We start from the raw sequence: 22614 nt of genomic DNA, 5'->3' as shown, positions 1-22614 counted from the left end.
GATCAACTTGTCAAAGAGCTCGCTTCACAGACAGCCAAGCCGACCCGGGTAACCCACCCGAACCTGACCCCTGGCCTGTCGGAAAGAAGCAGAAGCGCCCGGGCCGCTCTTGCGTCGCGGCCGGCGCCGATGGGTGGTCGTATACGGCCCGCCTCCCCGCCCGTCAACTCCCTTTTTGAACCTTCTGCGACGCTTCCGCGTCACGGGTTCGGGTGGGCGCTGCGCGACGGCTCCGGCTCCGGCATCAGCGCCGGCCGCGCGGCGCGTGACCGGTCTTGCCGCGTGGTGGACAGGATCATGCCGGCGAGAAGGGCGGCCACGCTGCCGCCGAGCGCGAATCCGAAGGCGGCCAGGAGCCAGCCATAGCCCGCCATCGAGAGCAGGAGCGATGTTGCTGCGCCGCTCAGGATTGCAACCAACGCCAGCAGCAGCATCTCGATCGTCCTTGAAGCCAGGAATGGCGACCGCACCGGCGGCGCCGATGCTTCTTCAACGAGAGTCGGAGCCATCCGTCAATCCGCCTTGACGGCAGCGCGGGGCCGGCATGCCCGCAGGAAACCTTCAGACGATCTCGATCGACTGGTCCGAGATCAGGAGTGCCGTCAGGCGCCCCGTATAGACGGCGCCCGTATCGATGTTGATCCGGTTGAAGCGGAAGTCCGGTGCGGCGACGGGCGTGTGCCCGTGGATCACGAGCAGGCCGTGATCCCGCTCCGAGGACAGGAAGGGCTCCCGGATCCAGAGGAGATCCTTCTCGTCCTGCTGATCGATCAGACGGCCAGGACGAATGCCGGCGTGAACGAAGAGCAGCGCACCGATGGTGAAGCTCACCGGCATGGCACGCAGAAAGGCGAGATGCTCCTCGGACAAGGCCCGGCGCAGCATGTCCCGCGTGGAGGCGGATCCCCCCTCCCCTGCTGGAGATGCGCAGTGATAGGCCCGGAGCGTCGCTTCGCCCCCCAGGGCCAGCCAGGGCCAGAGCGCGTCGTCGCTCTCGAGCGCCTGCAGCAGCATGAGCTCGTGGTTGCCGCGCAAGGCCACGACCATCCGCTCCCGGGCGCGGGCGATGATCCGGGCGACGACGGCGCGGCTGTCCGGTCCCCGGTCGATCAGATCGCCGAGATAGATCTCGATCGGGGTGATCCCGCGCTCCGCACTGAGGGCGTCGAGGCGGGCATGGGTTGCGGCGAGCAGGTCGTCGCGCCCGTGGATGTCGCCGAAAGCCACCACCGTGCGGCCGCCGAGGGCCGGCCAGTATTCCGGAGGTGCGGAGGGCGTGGGCCGACGCCGACCCAAGCGCGGGATGACGCGCTCGCGCCATGAAGTGCCGCCCCGGCGATCGTCTGTGCCCACGCTCGTCCTCGCCTGCCTCCGACGGAGCGCGACTGCCCCTGCGCCATCCTGACAAGCTTTAGCACGAGCGTCCCCGCCGGGAGAACGGCTCCGCGCGTACCGTACCGTCCGTAATGATTGCTGGGCTGGATCACGATCGGGAAGCGGGAGGCCTGCGCCCAGCATCCCCCGGCTCCGGCCGCCCTCCCCGTCCCGCGTTGCCATCTGGCAACCGCGCACGGACCTCTGTCGGAACGCGGATGCTCGGAAAGGCTTTGCGCGAATCAGGCAGCTTGGGCATTCTGGTTACGGCTTACAGCCGTATCAACGTCCGGAAACCGTAAATGGCCGATACGCCGCAGGACAATCCGCGAGCCGTCGCGACCGCCCGCCCCTCCATCACCAGCCTCATCGCGGCCGATGGCGGGTCCCTGTCGGCGGAGCTGAACGCGCTGCGCCGCACGCTGTTTCCGCCGGCTTCGGCGAAGCTGCTGCGCTCCTTCACCTCCGGTGAGGCCGCCCGGCTGATCGGCGTCGCGGACGGCTACCTGCGCCAGCTCTCCCTGGCGGGCAAAGGGCCGGAGCCGGAAGTGGGGCCGGGCGGCCGGCGCTCCTACACCCTCGACCAGATCAACGAGCTGCGCCTCCTCCTCGACGACGGGCCGAAGAGCAAGGGCTACGTGCCGCATCGCAGCGGCACCGAGCATTGCCAGGTGCTCGCGGTGGTCAACTTCAAGGGCGGCTCGGGCAAGACCACCACGGCGGCGCATCTCGCCCAGTACCTCGCCCTGAAGGGTTACCGGGTGCTCGCCGTCGATCTCGATCCGCAGGCCTCGCTCACGGCTTTGCACGGCTACCAGCCGGAATTCGACGTCGATGCCAACCAGACGCTCTACGCGGCGATCCGCTACGACGCGCTGCGACGCCCGCTTTCGGACGTGGTGCGCCGCACCTATTTCCCGGGCCTCGACCTCGTCCCGGCCAATCTCGAACTGATGGAGTTCGAGCACGATACGCCGAAGGCGTTGGCGGATCAGGAGGCGGAGCCGTTCTTCGGGCGCATCGCGACGGTACTCGGCAGCGTGGCGGATGCCTACGACGTCATGATCCTCGATTGTCCGCCCCAGCTCGGCTTCCTGACCCTGGGCGCCCTCTGCGCGGCGACGGCGATGCTGGTCACGGTGCATCCGCAGATGCTCGACGTCATGTCGATGTGCCAGTTCCTGCTCATGGCCTCCGATCTGCTCGGGGTGGTGCAGGAGGCCGGGGCCGAACTCGATTACGACTTCCTGCGCTACGTGGTAACGCGCTACGAGCCGTCGGACGGTCCTCAGACCCAGATGGTGGCCTTCATGCGCTCCCTGTTCCGCGACCGGGTCCTCACCCACACCATGCTCAAGTCGACGGCCGTCTCGGATGCCGGGCTGTCGAAGCAGACGCTCTACGAGATCGGCCGCGAGAGCTTCTCGCGGACCACCTACGATCGTGCGATCGAGGCGCTCGACGGGGTCAACGGCGAGATCCTCGGTTTGATGCAGCAGGCCTGGGGGCGCGGCGCATGACGACCAGGAAGGATGCCCTGCGCGCCGCCCTCACCGCCCGCGGCCGCGCGACGCCCCCGGACGAGTTGCCACCTGGCAACCCGCCCGAAGCCCCATCGGCCGAGGGCGTGGACTCGCCCGCCGGGCCCCCACGGACCGCCGTGCGCTCCGGCGCGGTCGGGGCGATGGGCCGGGCGCTCGGGCGGATCGCCTCGGCGGCGGAGGAGGCTCGCGCGATGGTCGCGGCCGGCGACCGGATCGTCGAACTCGATCCGGCCTTGATCGAGCCCTCCTTCGTGTCCGACCGCCTCGGCGTCTCGGCGGAGGACGACGCGGCGCTGATCGAGCAGGTCCGCGAGCGCGGTCAGCAGGTGCCGATCCTGGTGCGTCCGCATCCCGAGCAGGCGAACCGCTATCAGGTCGCCTACGGGCATCGGCGCCTGCGCGCCGCCCTTGCGCTCGGCCGCCTGGTCCGCGCCGTCGTGAAGCCGCTCACCGACGAGGATCTCGTCGTCGCGCAGGGCCAGGAGAATTCCGCCCGCACGGATCTGAGCTACATCGAGCGGGCCACTTTCGCGGTGACGCTGGAGGATCGCGGCTTCGAGCGCAGCGTCATCATGGCGGCCCTCTCGATGGAGAAGACGCAGCTCTCCCGTCTCATCGCGGTCGGGCGCGCCGTGCCCGCCGCAATCGTCGCGGCCATCGGTCCCGCGCCGAAGACGGGCCGCCCGCGCTGGTCGGCCCTGGTCGAGGCCCTCGCCCGCTCCGATGCCGATGCGATCGTCACGCGCACCCTCGCCTCGGACGAGTTCCGGGCCCTCGATTCCGATGCGCGCTTCGTCCGGCTCCTCACCGCCCTCACCACCGCGCCCGAGCGCGTCCGGGACGGCGGGCGTGGGCCGGACGGCGCCGTCATCGCCTGGACCAATCCGGCCGGGCGCGCGGTCGTGCGCATCGACCGCACGCCGCGCCGGACCCAGCTGACGGTGGACGACGTCGCGGAGCCCGAGTTCGGCGCCTTCCTGGTGGAATCCCTGCCGGACCTCTACGCGGCGTTCCGGGCGAAGAAGGCACGGGCGCCGGCGGAATGAGGCATCCCGGCGCCGGCGTCCTCGATGCCGGCTTGGCGGCGAGGCGGCCGGTCCGCCGCGCCCCATGAATCTCGCCGGATGTGCATTGGCTTGTCGGCGAAACTCGGCTTAGAAGCCGCCATGTGCCGTTCGAGGCGGCCGCCGGTCTTCGCGATGCTTCGCTTCCTGCTGGCTCTCACCCTGTGGTCATCGATCGGTCTGCCCGCCGGGGGGGCCGACCGGACGCGGCTCTCCGTCTATACTGCGCTCGAACCCGAGCAGCACGCGCCCGTGAAGGCGGCGATCGAGGCTGCTGTGCCGGGAGTCGAGATCGCCTGGGTCTGGGACCAGACCGGCACCATCACCGACCGGATCCTCGCCGAGCGCGCGGCGCCGAAGGCCGATATGGTCCTGGGCCTCGCCGCGACGAGCCTGCAGGTGTTCAAGGCCGCGGACCTGCTGCTGACCTACCGGCCGAGAGGCGCCGAGCGGCTGCGGCCCGCCTTCCGGGATGCCGATGACGGTTACGCCTGGACCGGGATGGACGCCTATCTGGGTGTCATCTGCTTCAACACGCAGGCCGGCGAGCGCGCGCGGCTCTCCGCCCCGGTGTTCTGGCGCGACCTGCTCGCCCCGGCTCTCAAGGGACAGATCCTGATGCCGAACCCGGTCCAGACCGGGACCGGCTATCTTCTCGTTGCCGGCTGGCTCCAATCCATGGGCGAGGCGGCCGGCTGGGCCTTCATGGACGCGCTGCACGAGAACGTCGCGGCCTATCTGCCGGTGGCGGCGACGCCCTGCCGCGAGGCGGCGGACGGCCGTTCGGTCGTCGGGCTCACCTACGACATGCGGGCGGCGACGCTGCGCGCCACGGGGGCGCCGCTGCGGATCGTGGTGCCGGCGGACGGCGTCGGCTGGGAGCTGGAAGCCTTCGCGATCCTGAAATCGACGCCGCACGCGGATCTCGCCCGGCAGGTGGCCGACTGGGCGGCGAGCCGCGAGGCGAACCTGCTCTATGCCCGCACCTTCGCGGTGGTGGCTCATCCCGGCCTCGCGACGCCGCCTCCCGACTATCCGCCCCATGCCGAGGCGCGGATGATCCGCAACAATCTCGCCTGGATGGCCGAGAACCGCCCGCGCATCCTGGCGGAATGGTCCCGTCGCTACGGCGCCAAGGCGGCTCCGCTCGCGCCGCGGGAGTAGGGTCTCGGGTGCCTCGCCCGAGGCGCTGAGCATGTCGCCGGCCTTCGTCACCACACCGAGGGAGGCGCCGGCCGACGTGAAGCTCCTCACCGAGATCCGCGATCTCCGCGCCGCCCGCCCGCCGCGCTGATGCCCGAAACGACGACGCCCGCCGGCGGAGGGTCCGCCGGACGGGCGCGCCATGAGAAGCCGATTGGGAAACGGGAAGCCGGCTTCGCGAAATGCGTGTCAGCGCATGTGGCGGCGGTAGTGGTTGTGCCGGTACATGCGGCGCTGCTGCTTCATCATGCGGTACTGGCGCGGGGTCACGCCCACCGCCGGGGCGCCGCCCGGCGCACCCATGGCGCGCTCGCGGCCGGCGAGCGGCCCGCCGGCCTGCGAGCCAGAGGCGTTGTAGGGCGAGCCGCCCTGCGCGAGGGCAGGAAGCGAGACCGCGGCGAACACGGCCGCCAGGGCAAGGGTCTTCAGCTTGGTCATGGGTCGTTCCGTCATCCGCGGCCCGTCCGCCGAGCCGCTCCGACGAGAAGACGCGCATGGCCGAGATTGGTTCAATCGTCGGCCCTAATCCAATGCAGAAATCATCGATTGGAGAAGATTCTAACCCGCCCCGCCGCCGCCCCGCGCAGGCTCTCGGCCAGGAACCGCAAGCGCGGGTTGCGCTTGATGCGGCGCTTCACCGTCACGGCGAGCCGCCCGCCGATCGCCAACAACCGGCCGCGCGGGCTCACCGGCACCAGCCCGTCCACCAGCGCGATGGTCTCCTCGCAGATCTTCGCCTTGTAATGCGCCTCGCCGACGCCGAGATCGAGGGCGAGGCGACCGCGTGCGGCCTGATCGCGGATCAGCCGGTGGAGGAGCAGGTCGCCGGGACTGAAGCGGGCGAAGGCGGGGTCCGGATCGAAGGAGGTCAGCATCCCGCTGAAGCGCCGGCCATCCGCGACGCCGATGAAGGTCGCCAGGACGCGTCCATCCGCCTGCGCCATCAGGGCATGCAGTTCGAAGGGCGCCGGGCCGGCAGGGGAGGGGAGGCAGGACGCGGTCAGGAAGTCCCGCGCGGCCGGACCGGCGAAGGGGTCGGAGAGGCCGAGCTGCGCGAAGCGGGCCGCCTTCTGGGTCAGGTAGGCCGCGAGGATCGCCTCGGCCTCCACCGGGGTCGCCGCAACGCGGTGTGTCACCGGGCCATGCGCGTCGACGAGCCATTTCTCCTTCTGACGCAGCTTGCGCCGGGCGTCGCCGCTGAACAGGCGCCGGATCGTCGCCTCCGCATCACCGTCGAGGCGCATCCCATAGGCATCGCTCGCCGAGGGCGTGCCGCCGACGGCCAGGGGATTGGCGGTTCCATCCCAGATCCGCGGCTGGTGCGCGAAGGCGAAGGCGTCGATGCCAGCGACGCGGCCGAGGCGGCGCAGGGCGGCCACGATCGTCCCGTGCGGCAGGCCCGCTGCCTCGCGGGTCGCGAAGATGGGCATGTGGAAGTTGGCGTGCGGCCCGCCGATGACCCGGGCGACCGTCAGGCCCAGCTCGCGCCGGACCGCGAAGGGCAGGAGGAGCCGGACCCGGCCGAGGGGATCGCGCAACACCGCGACGAAAGGGGAGGCCGCCTCGGCGCGCCCGATCGTCGTCATGTAGGCGGCGGCGAAGTCGAAGCGCTGATAGGGTGTCATCACCACGGCCGGCCCGGCTTCGAGTTCCCGCCAGACCGCCTCGGCGGCCGCCAGCGTCGTGAAGGCCTCCGGCGCGAGCACGACCGCCTCGGCCGCGCTCGGCCCCTTTGCTTCCGACAGATCGACCGCGAGCCCCGTCATCTCCGGACGCACCCCCATCATCCGGATTTCCCGGCCTCTTTCCGGGAGCACACTAGCCGATTGCCCATCCTGTAACGGGGCGTTTCTCACGGCATCGGTAACGAATCCTTGGCGGGACGCCGCTAGGGTCGCGACCATGCTCGCCGCCGAGACCCGTCTCCGCCTGTTCCGCGCCGGGTTCGCGACCATCGCCGCGACCCGCGCCGACCGCTGGCTCGCCCCGGCCGCGCAGGGCCTCGGCCTGATCCTGACCTTCCACCACGTGCGGCCGGAGGCGCCGGGCCCCTACGCGCCGAACCGCCTGCTCGCGATCACGCCGGATTTCCTCGACCGCGTCCTCGCGACCCTGCGCCGCCGCGGCTTCGACCTGATCGACCTCGACGCAGTGCCGGGCCGTTTGCGCCGGCCCGGGCGCCGGCCCTTCGCGGTCCTCACCTTCGACGACGGCTATCGCGACAACCTGGAACATGCCCGCCCCGTCCTGCGCCGGCACGGCGCCCCCTGGGCGCTGTTCGTCACCGCCGATTACGCGGCCGGCACCGGACGGCTCTGGTGGGTGGAGCTGGAACGGGCGATCGGCCGGCTCGACCGGGTGCGAGCGCCGGAGATCGGGCTCGACCTGCCGGCCAGGGGCGCGGCGCAGAAGGGCGCGGCCTTCGCGCAGCTCTACCGGCTGTTGCGGGCGGGGCCCGAGGAGCGGCTGCTCGCGGTGATCGCGCGGCTCTCCGGCGAGGCGGGGCTCGATCCCACCGCCATCACCCGGGAGCTCTGCCTCGGCTGGGACGAATTGCGCGCGCTCGCGGAGGATGCCGACGTCACGATCGGCGCCCACACCCTCACGCATCCGATGCTCGCCAAGCACGGTCCGGAGACGGCGCGGCGGGAGATCGCCGAATCCCGCGCCGTCATCGCGGCCCGGCTCGGGCGCGTGCCGCAGCATTTCTCCTATCCGGTGGGAGATCCGACCTCGGCCGGCCCGCGCGACTTCGCTCTCGCGGCCGAGGCGGGCTTCTCCACGGCGGTGACGACGCGGCCGGGCCACCTCTTCGCGGAGCATGCCGGCCATCTCCACGCGCTGCCGCGGGTCTCGGTCAATGGCTGCTTCCAGAGCGAGGCGGCGCTGACGGCCTTGCTCTCCGGGGTGCCGTTCCTGGCCTGGAACCGCGGGCGGCGGCTCAACGTGGCCTGAGCAGGTCTCGCAAAGGTCGCCGCCGGTTCTGCAACGAGAACCTGCGGCACATCACGAATCGAAACGGATGAAGCATCGGCACGCCGATGCAGGTCTGCTCGGATCTCAGCGGCGGCGATGACGCCCGCTCATCACCGCGAAGCTCGCGGTCTGGCGGCCGCGATGGACCCGCCGCCCGTAGCGGCGCCGGCCGCGATAGCTCGGGGCGGGCTCGGCGTCTTCCGCCGTGACGGCGGCGCTGGCGGTGGTGGCCGGCAGGCGGGCCTCGGCGGCGGCGGCGGCAGCCGCGCCCTTCATGGGGGCTGCCGGCCCGAACAGCGACAGGCACTGATTGTAGGCGAGATCGCCCCGGATGCGTTCGCAATCGGCGACCGAGCGGGGAGCGCCCTGTGCGAGGGCGGGGCCGGCAAGCGGGCCGAACAGGAGAAGCATCGCGAACGCGTGGCGCATGGGCCGGGGACTGCCTTGGTCGGGAGCGGGAGCCGGAAGGGAGCGCCCGGGAGGATCGCCGGGACACCGTAGCGGCTTGTGGCCGAGTTTTGCGGCGAAAAACCGGCCGTCGCGTCAGGCGGCGCCGCCATCCGGCCGCGCCATCCACCGGATCAGCGGCATCAGGGGAAAGATCCACAGGATCCCGAGCAGGGCATAGAGGATCGACTGCACCACCGGAGGCGTCTCGGCGATGTGGCTGTCGGCGAGCGCCATCGCCAGGGGGGCGTAGATCAGCACGAAGGCGATCATCACGATCGTGCCGATGAGCGAGCGGGTGCGGCGGCGCATCACGGATCTCCGGGGCGGGTGGGCGTTCGCCGCCCGCCTACGCGAGGCCGCGCCCGCCCGCCATGCGGCGCAATCGCGGTCTCTTGCGCGACCCGAGGGAAAGAGACCGCGGGTGCGGCACCGGCGAGCGTTGCGCTGCCCGCCCGCCCGCGCGTAGAGGCCGGCCCATGACCAGCGCCGTCCTCGCCCCTTCTGCCGCTGCCGGCTCCGCCCCCCGCTCGCGCGCCGCCTTGCGCCGCTGGCTGTTCGTCATGGCGGCCCTCGTCATCGCCATGGTGGCGGTCGGGGGCGCCACGCGGCTCACCGGCTCCGGGCTGTCGATCACCGAGTGGAAGCCGGTGACCGGCGCCATCCCGCCGCTCTCCGCGGAGGCCTGGGCGCAGGAATTCGCCAAGTACCGGGCAACCCCGCAATACGACATCCTCAACCGCGGCATGTCGCTCTCCGAGTTCCAGTTCATCTACGCCTGGGAATGGGGGCACCGCTTCCTCGGCCGGCTGATCGGGTTCGCCTTCTTCCTGCCGCTCGGCTGGTTCTGGTGGACGGGTCGGCTCGACCGGCGGCTCGGCCTCGGCCTGCTGGCCCTCGGCGTGCTCGGCGGCCTGCAGGGGGCGGTCGGCTGGATCATGGTGGCCTCGGGCCTGCAACCCGGCATGACCGCCGTGGCGCCGATCAAGCTCGCCGCCCATCTGACCCTGGCCAGCGCCATCTTCGCGGGGCTCGTCTGGCTGGCCGCCGGGCTCGACCGGGCGGCGGAGCCGGCGCTGCCGCGGCGCCTGCGCTGGAGCGCGGCGGCGCTGCCGCTCCTCGTGCTGGTCCAGATCGCGCTCGGCGGCCTCGTCGCGGGCTCGAAGGCCGGGCTCACCTACAACACCTGGCCGCTGATGGACGGGGCACTCATCCCGCCGCTCTCGGGGCTGTTCGCGGTCAAGCCCTGGATCGAGAACTTCGTCGACAACGTCGCGCTGGTGCAGCTCAACCACCGGCTCGTGGCCTACGGGCTCCTCGCCGTCGCCGCCCTGCACTGGCTCGGCCTGCGCCGCACCCGGCCGGGCAGCCGCGGGGCCAAGAGGGCAGGGGGCCTTCTCGGCCTCGTCACCACGCAGGCGGTGCTCGGCATCACGACGCTGCTCCTCGCGGTGCCGCTCTGGGCCGGGCTCGCCCATCAGGTGATGGCGATGCTCGTCCTCGGGATGGCGGTGGCGCATGCCCGCGTCTCGACCTTATCGCCGGCCTGACCACCGAAAGGTGAGGTGACCGCGCGGGTGATCGGTGCTCTCATTGGCAGCGGTGGCAATTCCGCCGCCGGCCGAGCCCGGAGCCCGCATGCGCATGACGACCGGACACGCCGACGCTTCCGCCGATGACGGCCGGCCGCCCGCCCTGCTCTGGACCTACACCCCCCGCGAACTCCTGGCCGACGGCATCGTGCACGTCCTCGGCGTCGCGCTCGCGGTGATCGGGGCCACCGCCCTCATCGCCACCGCGCTCCTCATCCGGCTCGACCCCTCCGAGCGGGTCTCCGTGGGGATCTACGCGACGGGCCTCGTGGCCATGCTGAGCGTGTCGGCGGCCTACAACATGTGGCCGGTCGGCCGGCTGAAATGGCGCCTCCGGCGAGCCGACCACGCCACGATCTTCCTGATGATCGCCGGCACCTACACGCCCCTGGTGACGCTCGTCGGCACGGGCAGCCTCGCCTGGGGCCTGCTCGCCGGGATCTGGCTCGTCGCGGTGGCGGGGGCAGCCATCAAGCTCGCGCTGCCGGGCCGCTTCGACCGGCTCGCGGTCGGCCTCTACCTCGCTCTCGGCTGGAGCGGGATGATGGCCTACGATTCGGTGATCGGCCTGCTCGCGCCCCAGGCGCTGACCCTGCTCGCCGCCGGCGGCCTGCTCTACTCGGCGGGCGTGATCTTCCATCTCTGGCGGGGCCTGCCGTTCCAGAACGCGATCTGGCACGGCTTCGTGCTGGCGGCGGCGGCCTGCCATTACGGCGCGGTGTTCCACAGCATGATCGCGGCGGCGGCGTGAGCGCGGCACCCCGCCGTCGACGATCGCCTCGGCACGAGGCCGTCCGAACGTTCCAGACGCCGTAGACGGGATCGTCGAAGAGCTGAATCCGTCCGTCAGAACGGCGAGTAATCCCCGCCATCCGTGATGGCGTCGAGGGCGCGCTCCACCGAGGTCACGGCGTCGAGCAGCATCTGCACCGTGCGCTCCGTCTCGGTCAGCGGCCGGCCGAGCGTCGCCGTGCGCGCACCGATGTCGTGCAGCTGCTCGGCGATCGCCACGAGGTCGGAGACGACCGCGGCGGTCTCTCGGGCGGACACATCGGGCGCCGGCCGGACGCGCAGGGGAATGACGTTGCTCATCGAGTCGAACTGTCGCGCAAAGCGTCGCCCGGCACCAGCGAGGAGTCGCGGCTCTCCACACAATCCGCGCAGCCGCGGCGCGGCGGCCACGGCGGCCGGCAAACCGTCCCGCGCGCGCCCGCGCGCCTTGACGGCGCCCCGATCCACCGCGAGGAGGGCCGTTCGAGCCGCCCACAGGACCGACCGATGAAGCTCCCGTCCCTCGCCGCCGCCGGCACGCTGATCGTGCTGCTCGGGGCCTGCACCAGCATGGAATCCGAGCGTTCCGCCTTCAGCGAGACCTTCAACACGCAGAACTACGTGCGTTCGAGCGACACCAACGGCACCCAGCGCCGGCCCGACGTGAACCGCGTGTTCACGCAGCCGAGCGTGCCGAGCATCAGCAACCGCGGCTTCTGAGATCGGCCGGGCGCGGGGTCCCGCGCCCGGCCCTCCGCTCATTCCCTGGCGAGCGCGTCCGCGAAGGCCGCGATGCGGTTGCGGGCGTAGGTGGGCAGGCCGGCGCTGATCGAGGTGCCGGTGTTGAACGAGGAATTGCCCATCAGCACCTGCGCCGGCAGCAGGTTGCGCAGCACCGGCACGCGCTCGTACTCCTTCTTGCGGTCGAGCACGTCGGCCTTGATGCCGAGCGCCATGTAGGCGGTCACCACCGTCTTGTTCGGATCATTGCTCACCGGCTGCACCACCGCCAGGAACTTGCCGAAGCGCAGGATCTGGTTGACCCAGAAGATGTTCTGCTCGAGCGCACCCGCCACCGGCGCCTCGATCCTGGTCAGGCTCGCGAGCTTGGCGGCCTCCTCGGGCGGCAGCGCCCGCAATTCGCTCTGGAACGAGACGAACTCGGCGATCTTCTTGCCGCCCTCCTCCAGCTTGTTGGCGAGCTTGACCCCGAGCGGCAGCTTGCCTTCGAGGTCGTAGCGCGACTCGATGCAGAGCGCCTCCGGCGTCCCGCACCAGGGCCGGTCCGGCCGCCGGGCGAAGGCCGCCTGCGGGTCCTTGGTCGGCGTCACCTCGGCGGCGCTCAGGGCCTTGTGCTTGATCGCCGGGTCCATCCGGCCGAGGAAGGCGAGGGAGGCGAAGCGCTTCAGGTCGATCTTGTCGGGCGCGCGCGGCACCACGAAGCGCGCCTCGGCGAGGTAGACCTTCAGCACCTCGTGGCGCGGCTTGGCCGAGCCGTTCAGCGTCACCGTGTAGCTCGGCTCGACGTAGTCCGGGTAGGGGGCGAGCACCGCCTTCTGCAGCGGCTGGGTGCGGCTCCACTCGGCGAAGGGCGTCAGCCCGCTCTCGGGGCTCGACGGGTTGTCGCGGTGATCGGTGAACGCGATGGTGTTCGGCGCGATCGCCCCGGCCTCGAGGCCGGAGACGCTCGGCACGTCCTTGGTGCGGTACTCGGCGAGGGCGGGGCTCGCCGCGAGGAGGGCGAGGAGCGGCACGGCGAAGCGGGCCGTCAGGCTGTGGCGCACGGGGGAAGCTTCCTTGGATGGGGACCGGGACGATGCGGCCCCGGGGTCATACGGTTTCCGGATTATCGCTTCGCGATGCGGAAACCGGCCTCGCTCAGGCGCCGCGCGGGCTCGTGATACGGTTTCCGAAAGTGATCTTCCGGAAACCGTATCAGTAGTTCGGATCTTCGCCGAAGAGATAGTCGGGATCGCGACGGCGCGGCCGGCGATAGACGTCGTCGTCGTCGCCGAAGGGCGAGCGAGCCGAGCGGCCGGGCCAGAGCGGCTCGGGGGCCGGCACCGGCTGGGCGCGGCGGATCGGCGGCGCACCGCCGCCGAAGAGCTGGCGACCGAGTTCGGCGAAGGGATCGTACTGGTCGTCCTCCGGGCGGCGGACGTCGTCGGAGCGCCCGCCATCCAGCGCGTCGCCGTCGCGATCCGCATCGGGCCGCATGGCGTAGAGCGATTCCTGCGGGACGAGGCGGTACTGCGTGTCGGCGAGCCGCCCATCCGGTTGCAGGCGGAAATGCTCCGTGAAGCCGCCGCCCGCCACCCGGCGCCCGGAATAGAGGTCGATCGTGGCGTCGGCGATCAGCGGCTGCGCCTCGGGGCTCGGCGGGGCGAGGGGGGATTTCGGCACCCCGTTCGCCCAGGCGGCCTGGAGGATCTGCCCGAAGACCGGCACCGCGAGGTGCCCGCCGGTCTGGCCGCGGCCGAGCGTGCGCCGCCGGCCGTCCGCGTTGTCGTAGCCGAACCAAACCACGATGGTGATGTCGTTGGTGAAGCCCGCGAACCACGCGTCGTTCTCGTCCTCCGAGGTGCCGGTCTTGCCGGCCACGTAGGGGGCGAAGCGCGCGAGCGCCGCCGCGGTGCCGCGCTGGGTGACGCCCTGGAGCAGGCTCTTGATCTGGTAGAAGGCGACCCGGTCGGACGAGCCGATGCGGGCGAGCGGCCGGTCGGCCCGCTTGTAGACCACCGCATCGCCCTGCGAGACGGATTCGAGGGCGTAGGGGCTCGGCCGCGCGCCCTCGTTGGCGATGGCCGCGTAGAAGGCCGCGAGGTCGATCATCCGCACCGGCTGGGCGCCGAGCACGAACGGATAGTAGCGCTCGCATTCCGCGTAGAGCTGCGCTTCGAGGGCGATGTCGCAGACGCGCTGGAGGCTCTGCTCCGGCTTCTCCGCGATGCCGCCGCGCAGGAGCTGCGCGGTGACGAGGTTCTTCGAGTGTTCGAGGCCGCGGCGCAGGGTGATCGGCCCCGCGCCGCCGCCCTCGTAGTTCTTCGGCGACCAGGACTGGCCGACGCCGCCGATCGGCGGCAGGGTCACGGCCGCGTCCATCACCAGGGTGTTGGGCTGCAGGCCGGCATTGAGCGCGGCGAGGTAGGTGAGGGGCTTCAGCGTCGAGCCGGGCTGGCGGACGCTCTGCGTCACCCGGTTGAGCTGGCTCAGCGGGTAGGAGAAACCTCCCGCCATGGCGAGGATGCGCCCGGTGCGGTTCTCCAGCACCAGGGCCGCCCCCTGTACCTGGGGCTTGACGCGCAGGTCTGCCCGCGGCGCGCCCTTGCCCTCGCGCAGGGACACCCGCACCACGTCGTAGGGGACGAGCTTGCCCCGGGCCTGGCCCGGGTTGAGGCTCGCCACCCGCCCGTCCGCGAGGCCGACGCGGGGATTGGCGCCCTTCGCGCCGGTGTCGAGCACCACCGCCAGGGGCCAGTGCACGTCGTAGAGGGGCGCGCGGGCCGATTCGAGGGCGCGCTGCCAAGCGGGTTTCGGCCCCGCGGGCTTCGCAGGGACGGCCTTGGCCGCCTTCGCGGATCTGGCTCCCTTGGGAGCCGGAGCGGGGGCCGGCGCGGGTTCCGGGGCCGGGGCGGGCGTCGGCGCGGCGGCGGCCTCGATGCGCTTGACCGCGTCCGTGAGGTTGAACTCGGCCCCCTCGAAGCGGGCGCGGCCCGTCGACGCCTCGTAGCGCGACAGGGCTTCCTGGAGGATCGATTCCGTCGCGCTCTGGAGCCCCGCATTCAGGGTCGAGCGCACCGTGTAGGCGCTCGCCGTGAGCGAATCGAGCCCGGCGAGGGAGCGCGCCTCGCGGCCGAGGTGATCCACGTAGTAGAAGCCCGCCTCCTGGCGGGTGCGCTCCAGCGGCACGAGGCCGAGATCGCTCTTGAGGGCGGCATTCATCGCCGCCTCGTCGATCACGCCCTCCTCCTTCATGCGGGAGAGCACGTAGGCGCGCCGCTCGCGCGCCCGGTCGGGGTAGCGGTCGGGGCTGTAGTAGTTCGGGCCCTTGGGCATGCCCGCGAGCAGGGCCGCCTCCGGCACGCGCAGGTCCTTGACCGACTTTCCGAAATAGCTGCGCGCGGCCATCTCGATGCCGTAGGCGCCCCGGCCCAGATAGATGCCGTTGAGGTAGAGGCCGAGGATCTCGGGCTTGGTCATCGCCTGCTCGGCGCGGGCCGCCACGATCATCTCGCGGATCTTGCGCTCGTAGGTGACGTCGTCGCCCACCGAGAGGTTCTTCACCACCTGCTGGGTGATGGTGGAGCCGCCCGCCGGCCGGCCCGGTGCGGCGAGGTTGCCGATGAAGGCCCGGATCACCCCGCGCTCGTCGATGCCCCGGTGGGTCTCGAAGCGCTTGTCCTCGGCGGCGATGAACGCCTTCTGGACCATCGGCGGGATCTGGCCGATCGGCACGCCGATGCGCCGCCCGTTCGGCTCGGCGGTCTCCGAGAAGCGGTTTCCGTTCCCGTCGAGGATGGTGCTGACGCCGGGCAGCTTCAGGGTCTTGAGCGCGTTCGCGTCCGGCAGACCCTCCACCGCCTTGTTGTAGAACTCGATCACGGCCTTGGCCTCGAAGGGCGAGTTCGGCGGGTTCTCGCCCTTGCAGAACTGCTTGTAGCTCGTGTTGAGCTCACCGATGTCGAGGCCGTGCAGGATCTTGGACTCGCCCGCGATCGCCTTCGGATCCTCCATGGCGGTGGAGATCAGCTCGTCGAGGTTGATGTCCTCGATGTCGAAGGCCTTGCGCATGTGGGCGCAGCCGTCGCGCAGGATGCGCACCACCTCCGGTCCGTCCCGGGCGGGGTCGAACTGGGTGCGGATCGCCTCGGGCCGGGTCGTCGCCTGGCTCAGCGTCAGCGCGGTGGCGAAGAGCTTGATGAGGATCGCGTTCATGTGCCTTGAGCCCGGCCGGAGGGGCTGTTGCGCCAGGGAACGGCCGGGGACCTGAAGGGGACGTGTACAACGCGGCTCTTTTAAGGTCAGGCCCCCGTTCGGGGAACCACGGCCGGACGGGGGCCGTTCGATGGACAGGGCGTCCTCCGCCGGGCCGCGGAGGGCCCGGCCCGGGGCTGCGAGAGGCCTGCGCGAGAGCCTGCTGCTGCTGTGCGCGAGACCTGCGATGGACGTTTCGATCCGCCAGCGCGCCGCCTATGCCCGCCACGTGGCCTTCCGCGCGGGCACGCACGATCCGGCCCTCATCCGCGCCTTCGCGACGGTGAAGCGGGAGGATTTCTGCGGGCCCGGCCCCTGGGTGGTGATGAGCGAGGCCGGCCCCGAGACCGTTCCGGCGGACGATCCCGGCGGCCTGTCCCGGGACGTGCTCGTGGCGCTGCTGCCGGGGGAGGGGATCAACAACGGCGAGCCGGGCCTGCACGCCATGGCGCTCGCGGCGGCCGCCCTGCGGCCGGGGGAGCGGGTGGTGCAGGTCGGAGCCGGCGGCGGCTACTACACGGCGATCATCGCGGAACTGGTCGGCCCCGCGGGCCGGGTGGATGCCTACGAGGTCCAGCCGGAGCTGGCCGCGCGGGCGGCGGCGGCGCTCCGCGGTTATCCCCAGGTCGCCGTTCATGCCGGTTCGGGGGCGGCCGGCCCGCTGCCGCAGGCCGATTTCGTCTCCGTGAATGCGGGGGCGACCGAGCCGCTCCCCCTCTGGCTCGACGCCCTGTCGGACACGGGCCGCCTGATCGTGCCGCTGACCCCGGACCGGGGCTGGGGCGGGCTCCTGTTCGCGCGCCGCCGCGGCCCCGGCCATTCGGCCGCTCTCCTCGATGCGGGCTTCCTCTCCCGGACGCTGTTCGTACCCTGCCTCGGCGCGCGCACCCCGGCGGGCGCGGCCCGCCTCGCCGCGGCCTTCGCGGGCGGCCGGATGGAGGCGGTGCGCAGCCTCCACCGCGGGACCGAGCCCGACGGGAGCGCCTGGGTGGCCGGGGAGGGGTGGTGGCTGTCGGTGCGGGAGGCGGACGCCCCGGCCTGAGGGCCGGTGCGGGTCCAGGGCCCGGGCGAGGCCGGGGCGCCTCCGATCCGGAAACGGCGTGGATGGTCGGAGTGATGCGTGCCTCTCCGGCGCATCCGGGCTACATAGGCTGCGAGACGTCAGCCCCCGGAGCCCCATGCCGAGCACGCCCCGCGCCGCCATCATCCCGGTCACGCCCTTCCAGCAGAACTGCACCCTGCTCTGGTGCGAGGCGACGAAGCGCGCCGCGGTGGTCGATCCGGGCGGCGACCTCGAGCGGATCCTCGCGGCGGTCGAGAAGGCCGGCGTCACGGTCGAGAAGATCCTCCTCACCCACGGCCATATCGATCACGCGGGCGGCGCCGCCGACCTCAAGGAGCGCCTCGGCGTGCCGGTCGAGGGGCCGCACATCGCCGACAAGCCGCTCCTCGACCGCCTGCCCGAGGCCGGCGCGGCCTATGGACTCGACGGCGCCCGGGCGGTGACGCCGGAGCGCTGGCTCGCCGAGGGCGACGCGGTGACGATCGGCGACCTCACCTTCGACGTGCTGCACTGCCCCGGCCACTCGCCCGGCAGCGTGGTGCTGGTGAGCCGCGAGGCCCGCTTCGCCCAGATGGGCGACGTGCTGTTCCGCGGCTCGGTGGGGCGCACCGACCTGCCGGGGGGCGACCACGAGGCGCTCATCACGGCGATCAAGACCAAGCTCCTGCCGCTCGGCGACGACCTCGCCTTCATCCCCGGCCACGGCCCGACCAGCACGATCGGCCAGGAGCGCCTGTCCAACCCCTTCCTGCAGTGAGCGCGCGATCCATGGAGCTTCGTCCCCTCGGCCGTTCCGGCCTCTCCGTCCCGCCGCTCTGCTTCGGCGGCAACGTCCTCGGCTGGACCGCCGACGAGCCGACCTCCTTCGCGCTCCTCGACCGGCTGCTCGCGGAAGGCTTCACCTTCATCGACACCGCCGACGTGTATTCGCGCTGGGTGCCCGGCCACAGCGGCGGCGAATCCGAGACGATCCTCGGCCGCTGGATGAGGGAGCGCGGCTGCCGCGACCGCATCGTGCTCGCCACCAAGGTCGGCATGGACATGGGAGATGGGCGCAAGGGGCTGAAGGCCGCCTATATCGAGCGGGCCGTGGAGGATTCCCTGCGCCGCCTCCAGACCGACCGCATCGACCTCTACCAGTCGCACGAGGACGATCCGGAGACGCCGATCGAGGAGACGCTCGGCGCCTACGACCGCCTGATCCGCGCCGGCAAGGTGCGGGCGATCGGCGCCTCGAACTTCTCCGCCGCGCGCCTTCAGGAGGCGCTCGACGTGGCCGCCCGCACCGGCCTGCCGCGCTACGAGAGCCTGCAACCGGAATACAGCCTCGCCGCGCGCCAGGGCTACGAGGCGGAGCTGGAGCCCCTCTGCCGCCGGGAGGAGATCGGCGTCATCTCCTACTTCTCCCTCGCGGCGGGCTTCCTCACCGGCAAGTACCGGGAGGCCGGCGCCGCCGCCGGCCGCGCCCGCGAGATCCGGGTGTCGCCCTATCTCAACCCGAAGGGCTTCGCCCTGCTGCGGGAGATCGACGCGGTGGCCGAGGCCCAGGGAGCGACGCCCGCCCAGGTGGCGCTCGCGTGGCTCGTCGCCCGGCCGGGCCTCACCGCGCCGATCGCGAGTGCGACCTCGCTGCCCCAGCTCGACGAGCTGATCGCGGGCGTGCGCCTGACCCTGGATCCGGCCGCGATCGCCCGCCTCGACGCGGCGAGCCGGGACGGCATTCGCGCGTAGGGCAGCGCCCGATCGCGTCGCGACCGGTCGTTGCTCTGAGCCTTTGGTGTGACGCGCTTCCTTTCCCCGAACCGGCCTCCACTCCGGCGGGAAGCGCTCTCGGGTACGGCTCCCTTAACCGGCCGCTGCGAAGACTCGGGACGGGCGCCCCTGCGGCGCCCGAAACCGATGCAATCTCAAGGCGGAATGCTTATCTAGGCATCCAAGAGAGAGATGGTACGGCGGCGCTCTGCGACGCGTGTCCGCGACCAGCGCCCGCCCGCTCAGGAATCGACATGGCCGAACCCGCCCGCGACCTCACCCCCGACACCTACGGCGCCGACTCGATCAAGGTCCTCAAGGGCCTCGACGCGGTACGCAAGCGTCCCGGGATGTATATCGGCGACACCGATGACGGCTCGGGCCTCCACCACATGGTCTACGAGGTCGTCGACAACGCCATCGACGAGGCGCTGGCGGGCCATGCCACTCTCGTGACCGTGACCCTCAACCCGGACGGCTCCTGCACGGTTTCCGACAACGGCCGCGGCATTCCGACCGACATCCATCCGGAGGAGGGGGTCTCGGCCGCCGAGGTCATCATGACCCAGCTCCATGCCGGAGGTAAGTTCGACCAGAACTCCTACAAGGTTTCGGGCGGCCTGCACGGCGTCGGCGTCTCGGTGGTGAACGCGCTCTCCACCTGGCTGCGCCTGCGGATCTGGCGCAGCGGTCAGGAGCACGCGATGGAGTTCCGCCACGGCGACGCGGTGGCGCCCCTTGCCGTGGTCGGCCCGGCCGGGGACCGGCGCGGCACGGAGGTCACCTTCCTGCCGAGCACCCAGACCTTCTCGATGGTGGAGTTCGACTACGCGACGCTGGAGAAGCGCCTGCGCGAACTCGCCTTCCTGAATTCCGGGGTGCGCATCGTCCTCACCGATGCCCGCCATGCCGAGCACAAGCGCGAGGAACTGGTCTACGAGGGCGGCGTCGAGGCCTTCGTGCGCTATCTCGACCGCACCAAGACCCCGCTGGTCGCCCAGCCCGTGGTGGTGCGCGCCGAGCGCGACGGGATCGGCGTCGAAGTCGCCCTGTGGTGGAACGACAGCTATCACGAGACGGTGCTGCCCTTCACCAACAACATCCCGCAGCGGGACGGCGGCACCCACATGGCGGGCTTCCGGGCGGCGCTGACGCGCCAGATCACCGGCTACGCGGAATCCTCCGGCATCGCCAAGAAGGAGAAGGTCTCGCTCACGGGCGACGATTGCCGTGAGGGGCTGACCGCCATCATCTCGGTGAAGGTGCCGGACCCGAAGTTCTCCTCGCAGACCAAGGACAAGCTGGTCTCGTCGGAGGTCCGGCCGGTGGTCGAGAACGTGCTCAACGAGGGCCTGTCGAACTGGCTCGAGGAGCATCCCTCCGAGGCCAGGACCATCGTCGGCAAGGTGGCGGAGGCGGCCGCCGCCCGCGAGGCCGCCCGCAAGGCCCGCGAGCTGACCCGGCGCAAGGGCGCCCTCGACATCGCCTCGCTGCCCGGCAAGCTCGCCGATTGCCAGGAGCGCGACCCGTCGAAGTGCGAGATCCTGCTGGTGGAGGGCGATTCGGCCGGCGGCTCGGCCAAGCAGGGCCGCGACCGCACCTTCCAGGCGGTGCTGCCCCTGCGCGGCAAGATCCTCAACGTGGAGCGTGCCCGCTTCGACAAGATGCTGTCGAGCCAGGAGATCGGCACGCTGATCACGGCGCTCGGCACCGGCATCGGCCGCGAGGAGTTCAACCCCGACAAGCTGCGCTACCACCGCATCATCATCATGACCGATGCGGACGTGGACGGCTCGCACATCCGCACGCTGCTCCTCACCTTCTTCTTCCGGCAGATGCCGGAACTGATCGACCGCGGGCACCTCTACATCGCGCAGCCGCCGCTCTACAAAGCCGCGAAGGGCCGCTCGGCCATCTACCTGAAGGACGAGCGCGCGCTGGAGGACTACCTGATCGACGGCGGCATCGAGGGAGCCACGCTGCGCCTCACCACCGGCGTCGAGTTCGGGGGAGCCCAACTCCGGGCGCTGGTCGACGAGGCCCGCGGCGTGCGCCAGATCCTGCACGGTCTCCACACCCGCTACGACCGCACCGTGGTCGAGCAGGCGGTGATCGCGGGGGCGCTGCGCCCCTCCGTGGCCGAGGATCCGGCCCATGCCGAGGCGGTGGCCGACGAGATCGCCCAGCGGCTCAACGACATCGCGGACGAGATCGAGCGTGGCTGGGAAGGCGAGGCGAAGGACGGCGGCTACGTCCTGTCGCGGACCCTGCGCGGCGTACGGCAGGTGGCGGTGCTCGACGAGGCGCTGATCAACTCGCAGGAGGCGCGCCGGCTCGACGAGCGCGCCGACGCCCTGCGCCAGATCTACGACGCTCCCGCGACCCTGGTGCGCAAGAGCGAGGAGATCGTCCTGCACGGGCCGGTCGCGCTGTTCGAGACCATGATGGCGCTCGGACGCAAGGGCCTGCAGCTCCAGCGCTACAAGGGCCTCGGCGAGATGACCGCCCAGCAGCTCTGGGAAACCACCCTCGACCGCGACGTGCGCTCGCTGCTGCAGGTCAAGGTCAAGGACACGACCGACGCGGACGACCTCTTCGTCAAGCTGATGGGCGACGTGGTGGAGCCGCGCCGGGAGTTCATCCAGGAGAACGCGCTCAACGTGGCGAACCTGGACGTGTGATACGGTTTTCGGAAGATCACGTCCGGGAACCGTATCACAAGCCCGCGCGGCGCGGAGCAAGGCTCCGCGCACCCCTGAGCGAAGCCGGTTTCCGCATTGCGAAGCAATCAACCGGAAACCGTATGAGCCGCCGCCGGCCTGTCTGGCATTCCCGCGCTCCCTCAGCATGAGGGGGTGGGCGGGTTCCAGCACCCGGTCGCCGAATCGCTTTCGGAACACGCGGGATCCCGATCCGTCGAACCGGGATCAGGGCGGCCCGAGGCGGTTCCTCACGCCATCCACGAGGCCCCGCCCGATCGCCGCCTGCATGGCGCGCGAGCCCCGGTCGCGCACCAGATGGGCGGCGATCCGCAGGGGCAGCGAGACCAGCGCCTTCACCTTGAAGGAGGCGGGCACGTGCCCGAGCCGCATCAGGGCGAGCTGGTTGCGGATCATCGTGTAAACCCGCCGCGGCGGCTGGTCCGGCACCAGCAGGCCGAGGGGCAGACGCATCACGCCGCGGCCGAGCGCGTGGGTCATCGGCACGCCCGCGGCCATCCACACCGAGAACCCTCGGGCCCGCGCCCGCAGGCACCACTCGGTGTCGATCGCATCGATGAAGAAATCCGCCCGGAAGGGACCCACCGCATCGAGGACCTCGCGGCGGATCAACGAGCCGGACGAGATGGCGAAGGACACCGGAACGAGATCCCGCGGGCCCGCCGCGCCGTCCCGCGGCGCCCGCATGGGAGCGTTCTCCCCGCCCAGCGGCTGCGGACCGATCAGGGCCGGGCGCTCGCCCGCGGCGTCGAGGGCGATGAACCCCGCGCGCAGGGCCGCGACGCACCCCGCCCCGGGCAGGCTGTCCTGATCGAGGAGGAGGACGAACTCGCTGCGACGGATCCGGGCGTGGCCGGCGATGGCGTTGTAGGCGCTGCCGAGGCCGACATTGCCGGGCGGGCGCAGGACGCTAAGCAGGGCCGGTCCCGCCACCGCGCGCAGGTCCGACTCGAACGCCTCCGGCACGGCGGAATTGGCGTAGATCACGACTTCGCCGACCTGGGGGGCGATGGCCGTCACGAGCCGCAGGAGCTGCGCCCGGTCCGGCTCGTAGACGACGATCCCCGCGAGCACCCGGTCGGCATCCATGCGGCCTCCTCGTGGCTGCCGGCCCTGCCGCGACGCAGCGGACCG

General features: G+C 71.5%; 21 protein-coding genes. 11 read left to right on the top strand and 10 right to left on the bottom strand.

All coding sequences use genetic code 11. The annotated features are described in order from the left end of the window. Positions 1-200: 200 nt before the first annotated feature. Entirely contained in the window at positions 201-509 is a 309-nt protein-coding gene (locus ACE101_RS23175) for a hypothetical protein (protein WP_379134656.1), read from the bottom strand. Positions 510-561: 52 nt separating this feature from the next. Next, complete coding sequence (locus ACE101_RS23170) at positions 562-1353, bottom strand: metallophosphoesterase family protein (protein WP_379134653.1); 792 nt, start codon at positions 1351-1353, stop codon at positions 562-564. Positions 1354-1676: 323 nt separating this feature from the next. Here ACE101_RS23170 and repA point away from each other — a divergent pair, with 323 nt between their 5' ends. The 3 genes from repA to ACE101_RS23155 all read left to right on the top strand — a co-directional run bounded on the left by repA (position 1677) and on the right by ACE101_RS23155 (position 5146). Further along, positions 1677-2894, top strand: coding sequence for a plasmid partitioning protein RepA (gene repA / locus ACE101_RS23165; RefSeq protein WP_379134650.1), 1218 nt, complete (start codon positions 1677-1679; stop codon positions 2892-2894). Beyond that, positions 2891-3964 carry a plasmid partitioning protein RepB gene (gene repB / locus ACE101_RS23160; protein ID WP_379134647.1) on the top strand — a complete coding sequence of 358 codons (1074 nt, stop codon included), beginning with the start codon at positions 2891-2893 and terminating at the stop codon, positions 3962-3964. The genes repA and repB overlap by 4 nt, the downstream gene beginning before the upstream one ends. A 153-nt stretch (positions 3965-4117) precedes the next feature. After that, positions 4118-5146 (top strand): extracellular solute-binding protein, encoded by a 1029-nt coding sequence (locus tag ACE101_RS23155; protein WP_379134644.1) that lies wholly within the window; start codon positions 4118-4120, stop codon positions 5144-5146. A gap of 228 nt (positions 5147-5374) precedes the next feature. Here the strand turns inward: ACE101_RS23155 and ACE101_RS23150 are convergent, their stop codons facing one another. Next, positions 5375-5623, bottom strand: coding sequence for a hypothetical protein (locus ACE101_RS23150; RefSeq protein WP_379134642.1), 249 nt, complete (start codon positions 5621-5623; stop codon positions 5375-5377). Between the two features lie 101 nt (positions 5624-5724). Continuing rightward, positions 5725-6951 carry a GNAT family N-acetyltransferase gene (locus ACE101_RS23145; protein ID WP_379138868.1) on the bottom strand — a complete coding sequence of 409 codons (1227 nt, stop codon included), beginning with the start codon at positions 6949-6951 and terminating at the stop codon, positions 5725-5727. Positions 6952-7087: 136 nt separating this feature from the next. On the opposite strand from ACE101_RS23145, the gene ACE101_RS23140 reads away from it, so the two are divergent. Next, a complete protein-coding gene (locus ACE101_RS23140) occupies positions 7088-8140 on the top strand; it encodes a polysaccharide deacetylase family protein (RefSeq protein ID WP_379134641.1) in 1053 nt (350 codons plus the stop codon). Between the two features lie 105 nt (positions 8141-8245). Here the strand turns inward: ACE101_RS23140 and ACE101_RS23135 are convergent, their stop codons facing one another. Then, the gene (locus ACE101_RS23135) at positions 8246-8590 is read right to left on the bottom strand and encodes a hypothetical protein (protein WP_379134640.1); all 345 of its coding nucleotides are present in this window, start codon (positions 8588-8590) and stop codon (positions 8246-8248) included. A 114-nt stretch (positions 8591-8704) separates the two neighbouring features. Continuing rightward, positions 8705-8920, bottom strand: coding sequence for a DUF2842 domain-containing protein (locus ACE101_RS23130; RefSeq protein ID WP_379134638.1), 216 nt, complete (start codon positions 8918-8920; stop codon positions 8705-8707). A 167-nt stretch (positions 8921-9087) separates the two neighbouring features. Here ACE101_RS23130 and ACE101_RS23125 point away from each other — a divergent pair, with 167 nt between their 5' ends. Both ACE101_RS23125 and trhA read left to right on the top strand, forming a co-directional pair. Beyond that, positions 9088-10158 (top strand): COX15/CtaA family protein, encoded by a 1071-nt coding sequence (locus tag ACE101_RS23125; RefSeq protein WP_379134636.1) that lies wholly within the window; start codon positions 9088-9090, stop codon positions 10156-10158. A gap of 88 nt (positions 10159-10246) precedes the next feature. Further along, positions 10247-10951 (top strand): PAQR family membrane homeostasis protein TrhA, encoded by a 705-nt coding sequence (gene trhA / locus ACE101_RS23120; protein WP_379134633.1) that lies wholly within the window; start codon positions 10247-10249, stop codon positions 10949-10951. Between the two features lie 95 nt (positions 10952-11046). Here trhA and ACE101_RS23115 read toward each other — a convergent pair whose 3' ends face one another. Beyond that, on the bottom strand, positions 11047-11292 hold the full coding sequence (locus tag ACE101_RS23115; protein WP_379134630.1) for a hypothetical protein: 246 nt from the start codon (positions 11290-11292) through the stop codon (positions 11047-11049). Positions 11293-11478: 186 nt separating this feature from the next. On the opposite strand from ACE101_RS23115, the gene ACE101_RS23110 reads away from it, so the two are divergent. Continuing rightward, a complete protein-coding gene (locus ACE101_RS23110) occupies positions 11479-11691 on the top strand; it encodes a hypothetical protein (RefSeq protein WP_379134628.1) in 213 nt (70 codons plus the stop codon). 38 nt (positions 11692-11729) lie between these two features. On the opposite strand, the gene ACE101_RS23105 is transcribed toward ACE101_RS23110, so the two are convergent. Both ACE101_RS23105 and ACE101_RS23100 read right to left on the bottom strand, forming a co-directional pair. Next, a complete protein-coding gene (locus ACE101_RS23105; RefSeq protein WP_379134626.1) occupies positions 11730-12755 on the bottom strand; it encodes a hypothetical protein in 1026 nt (341 codons plus the stop codon). 151 nt (positions 12756-12906) lie between these two features. Further along, positions 12907-15906: a penicillin-binding protein 1A gene (locus tag ACE101_RS23100; RefSeq protein WP_379134623.1), complete on the bottom strand. Its 3000-nt coding sequence runs from the start codon at positions 15904-15906 to the stop codon at positions 12907-12909. A 226-nt stretch (positions 15907-16132) separates the two neighbouring features. Between ACE101_RS23100 and ACE101_RS23095 the strand changes: the two genes are divergently transcribed. The 4 genes from ACE101_RS23095 to gyrB all read left to right on the top strand — a co-directional run bounded on the left by ACE101_RS23095 (position 16133) and on the right by gyrB (position 21441). After that, the gene (locus tag ACE101_RS23095; protein WP_379134621.1) at positions 16133-16987 is read left to right on the top strand and encodes a protein-L-isoaspartate O-methyltransferase family protein; all 855 of its coding nucleotides are present in this window, start codon (positions 16133-16135) and stop codon (positions 16985-16987) included. Between the two features lie 136 nt (positions 16988-17123). Beyond that, a complete protein-coding gene (locus ACE101_RS23090; RefSeq protein ID WP_379134619.1) occupies positions 17124-17765 on the top strand; it encodes an MBL fold metallo-hydrolase in 642 nt (213 codons plus the stop codon). 11 nt (positions 17766-17776) lie between these two features. Beyond that, positions 17777-18739 carry an aldo/keto reductase gene (locus tag ACE101_RS23085; protein ID WP_379134617.1) on the top strand — a complete coding sequence of 321 codons (963 nt, stop codon included), beginning with the start codon at positions 17777-17779 and terminating at the stop codon, positions 18737-18739. A 275-nt stretch (positions 18740-19014) separates the two neighbouring features. Further along, the gene (gene gyrB / locus ACE101_RS23080) at positions 19015-21441 is read left to right on the top strand and encodes a DNA topoisomerase (ATP-hydrolyzing) subunit B (RefSeq protein WP_379134615.1); all 2427 of its coding nucleotides are present in this window, start codon (positions 19015-19017) and stop codon (positions 21439-21441) included. Positions 21442-21687: 246 nt separating this feature from the next. On the opposite strand, the gene ACE101_RS23075 is transcribed toward gyrB, so the two are convergent. Then, positions 21688-22569: a glycosyltransferase family protein gene (locus ACE101_RS23075; protein ID WP_379134612.1), complete on the bottom strand. Its 882-nt coding sequence runs from the start codon at positions 22567-22569 to the stop codon at positions 21688-21690. Between the last annotated feature and the right edge of the window lie 45 nt (positions 22570-22614).

The sequence above is a fragment of the Methylobacterium carpenticola genome (genome assembly GCF_042748905.1).
GTDB lineage: Bacteria > Pseudomonadota > Alphaproteobacteria > Rhizobiales > Beijerinckiaceae > Methylobacterium > Methylobacterium carpenticola.
Note: the sequence above shows the minus strand (reverse complement) of the source record. Positions and strands in the feature narration are given on the sequence as shown.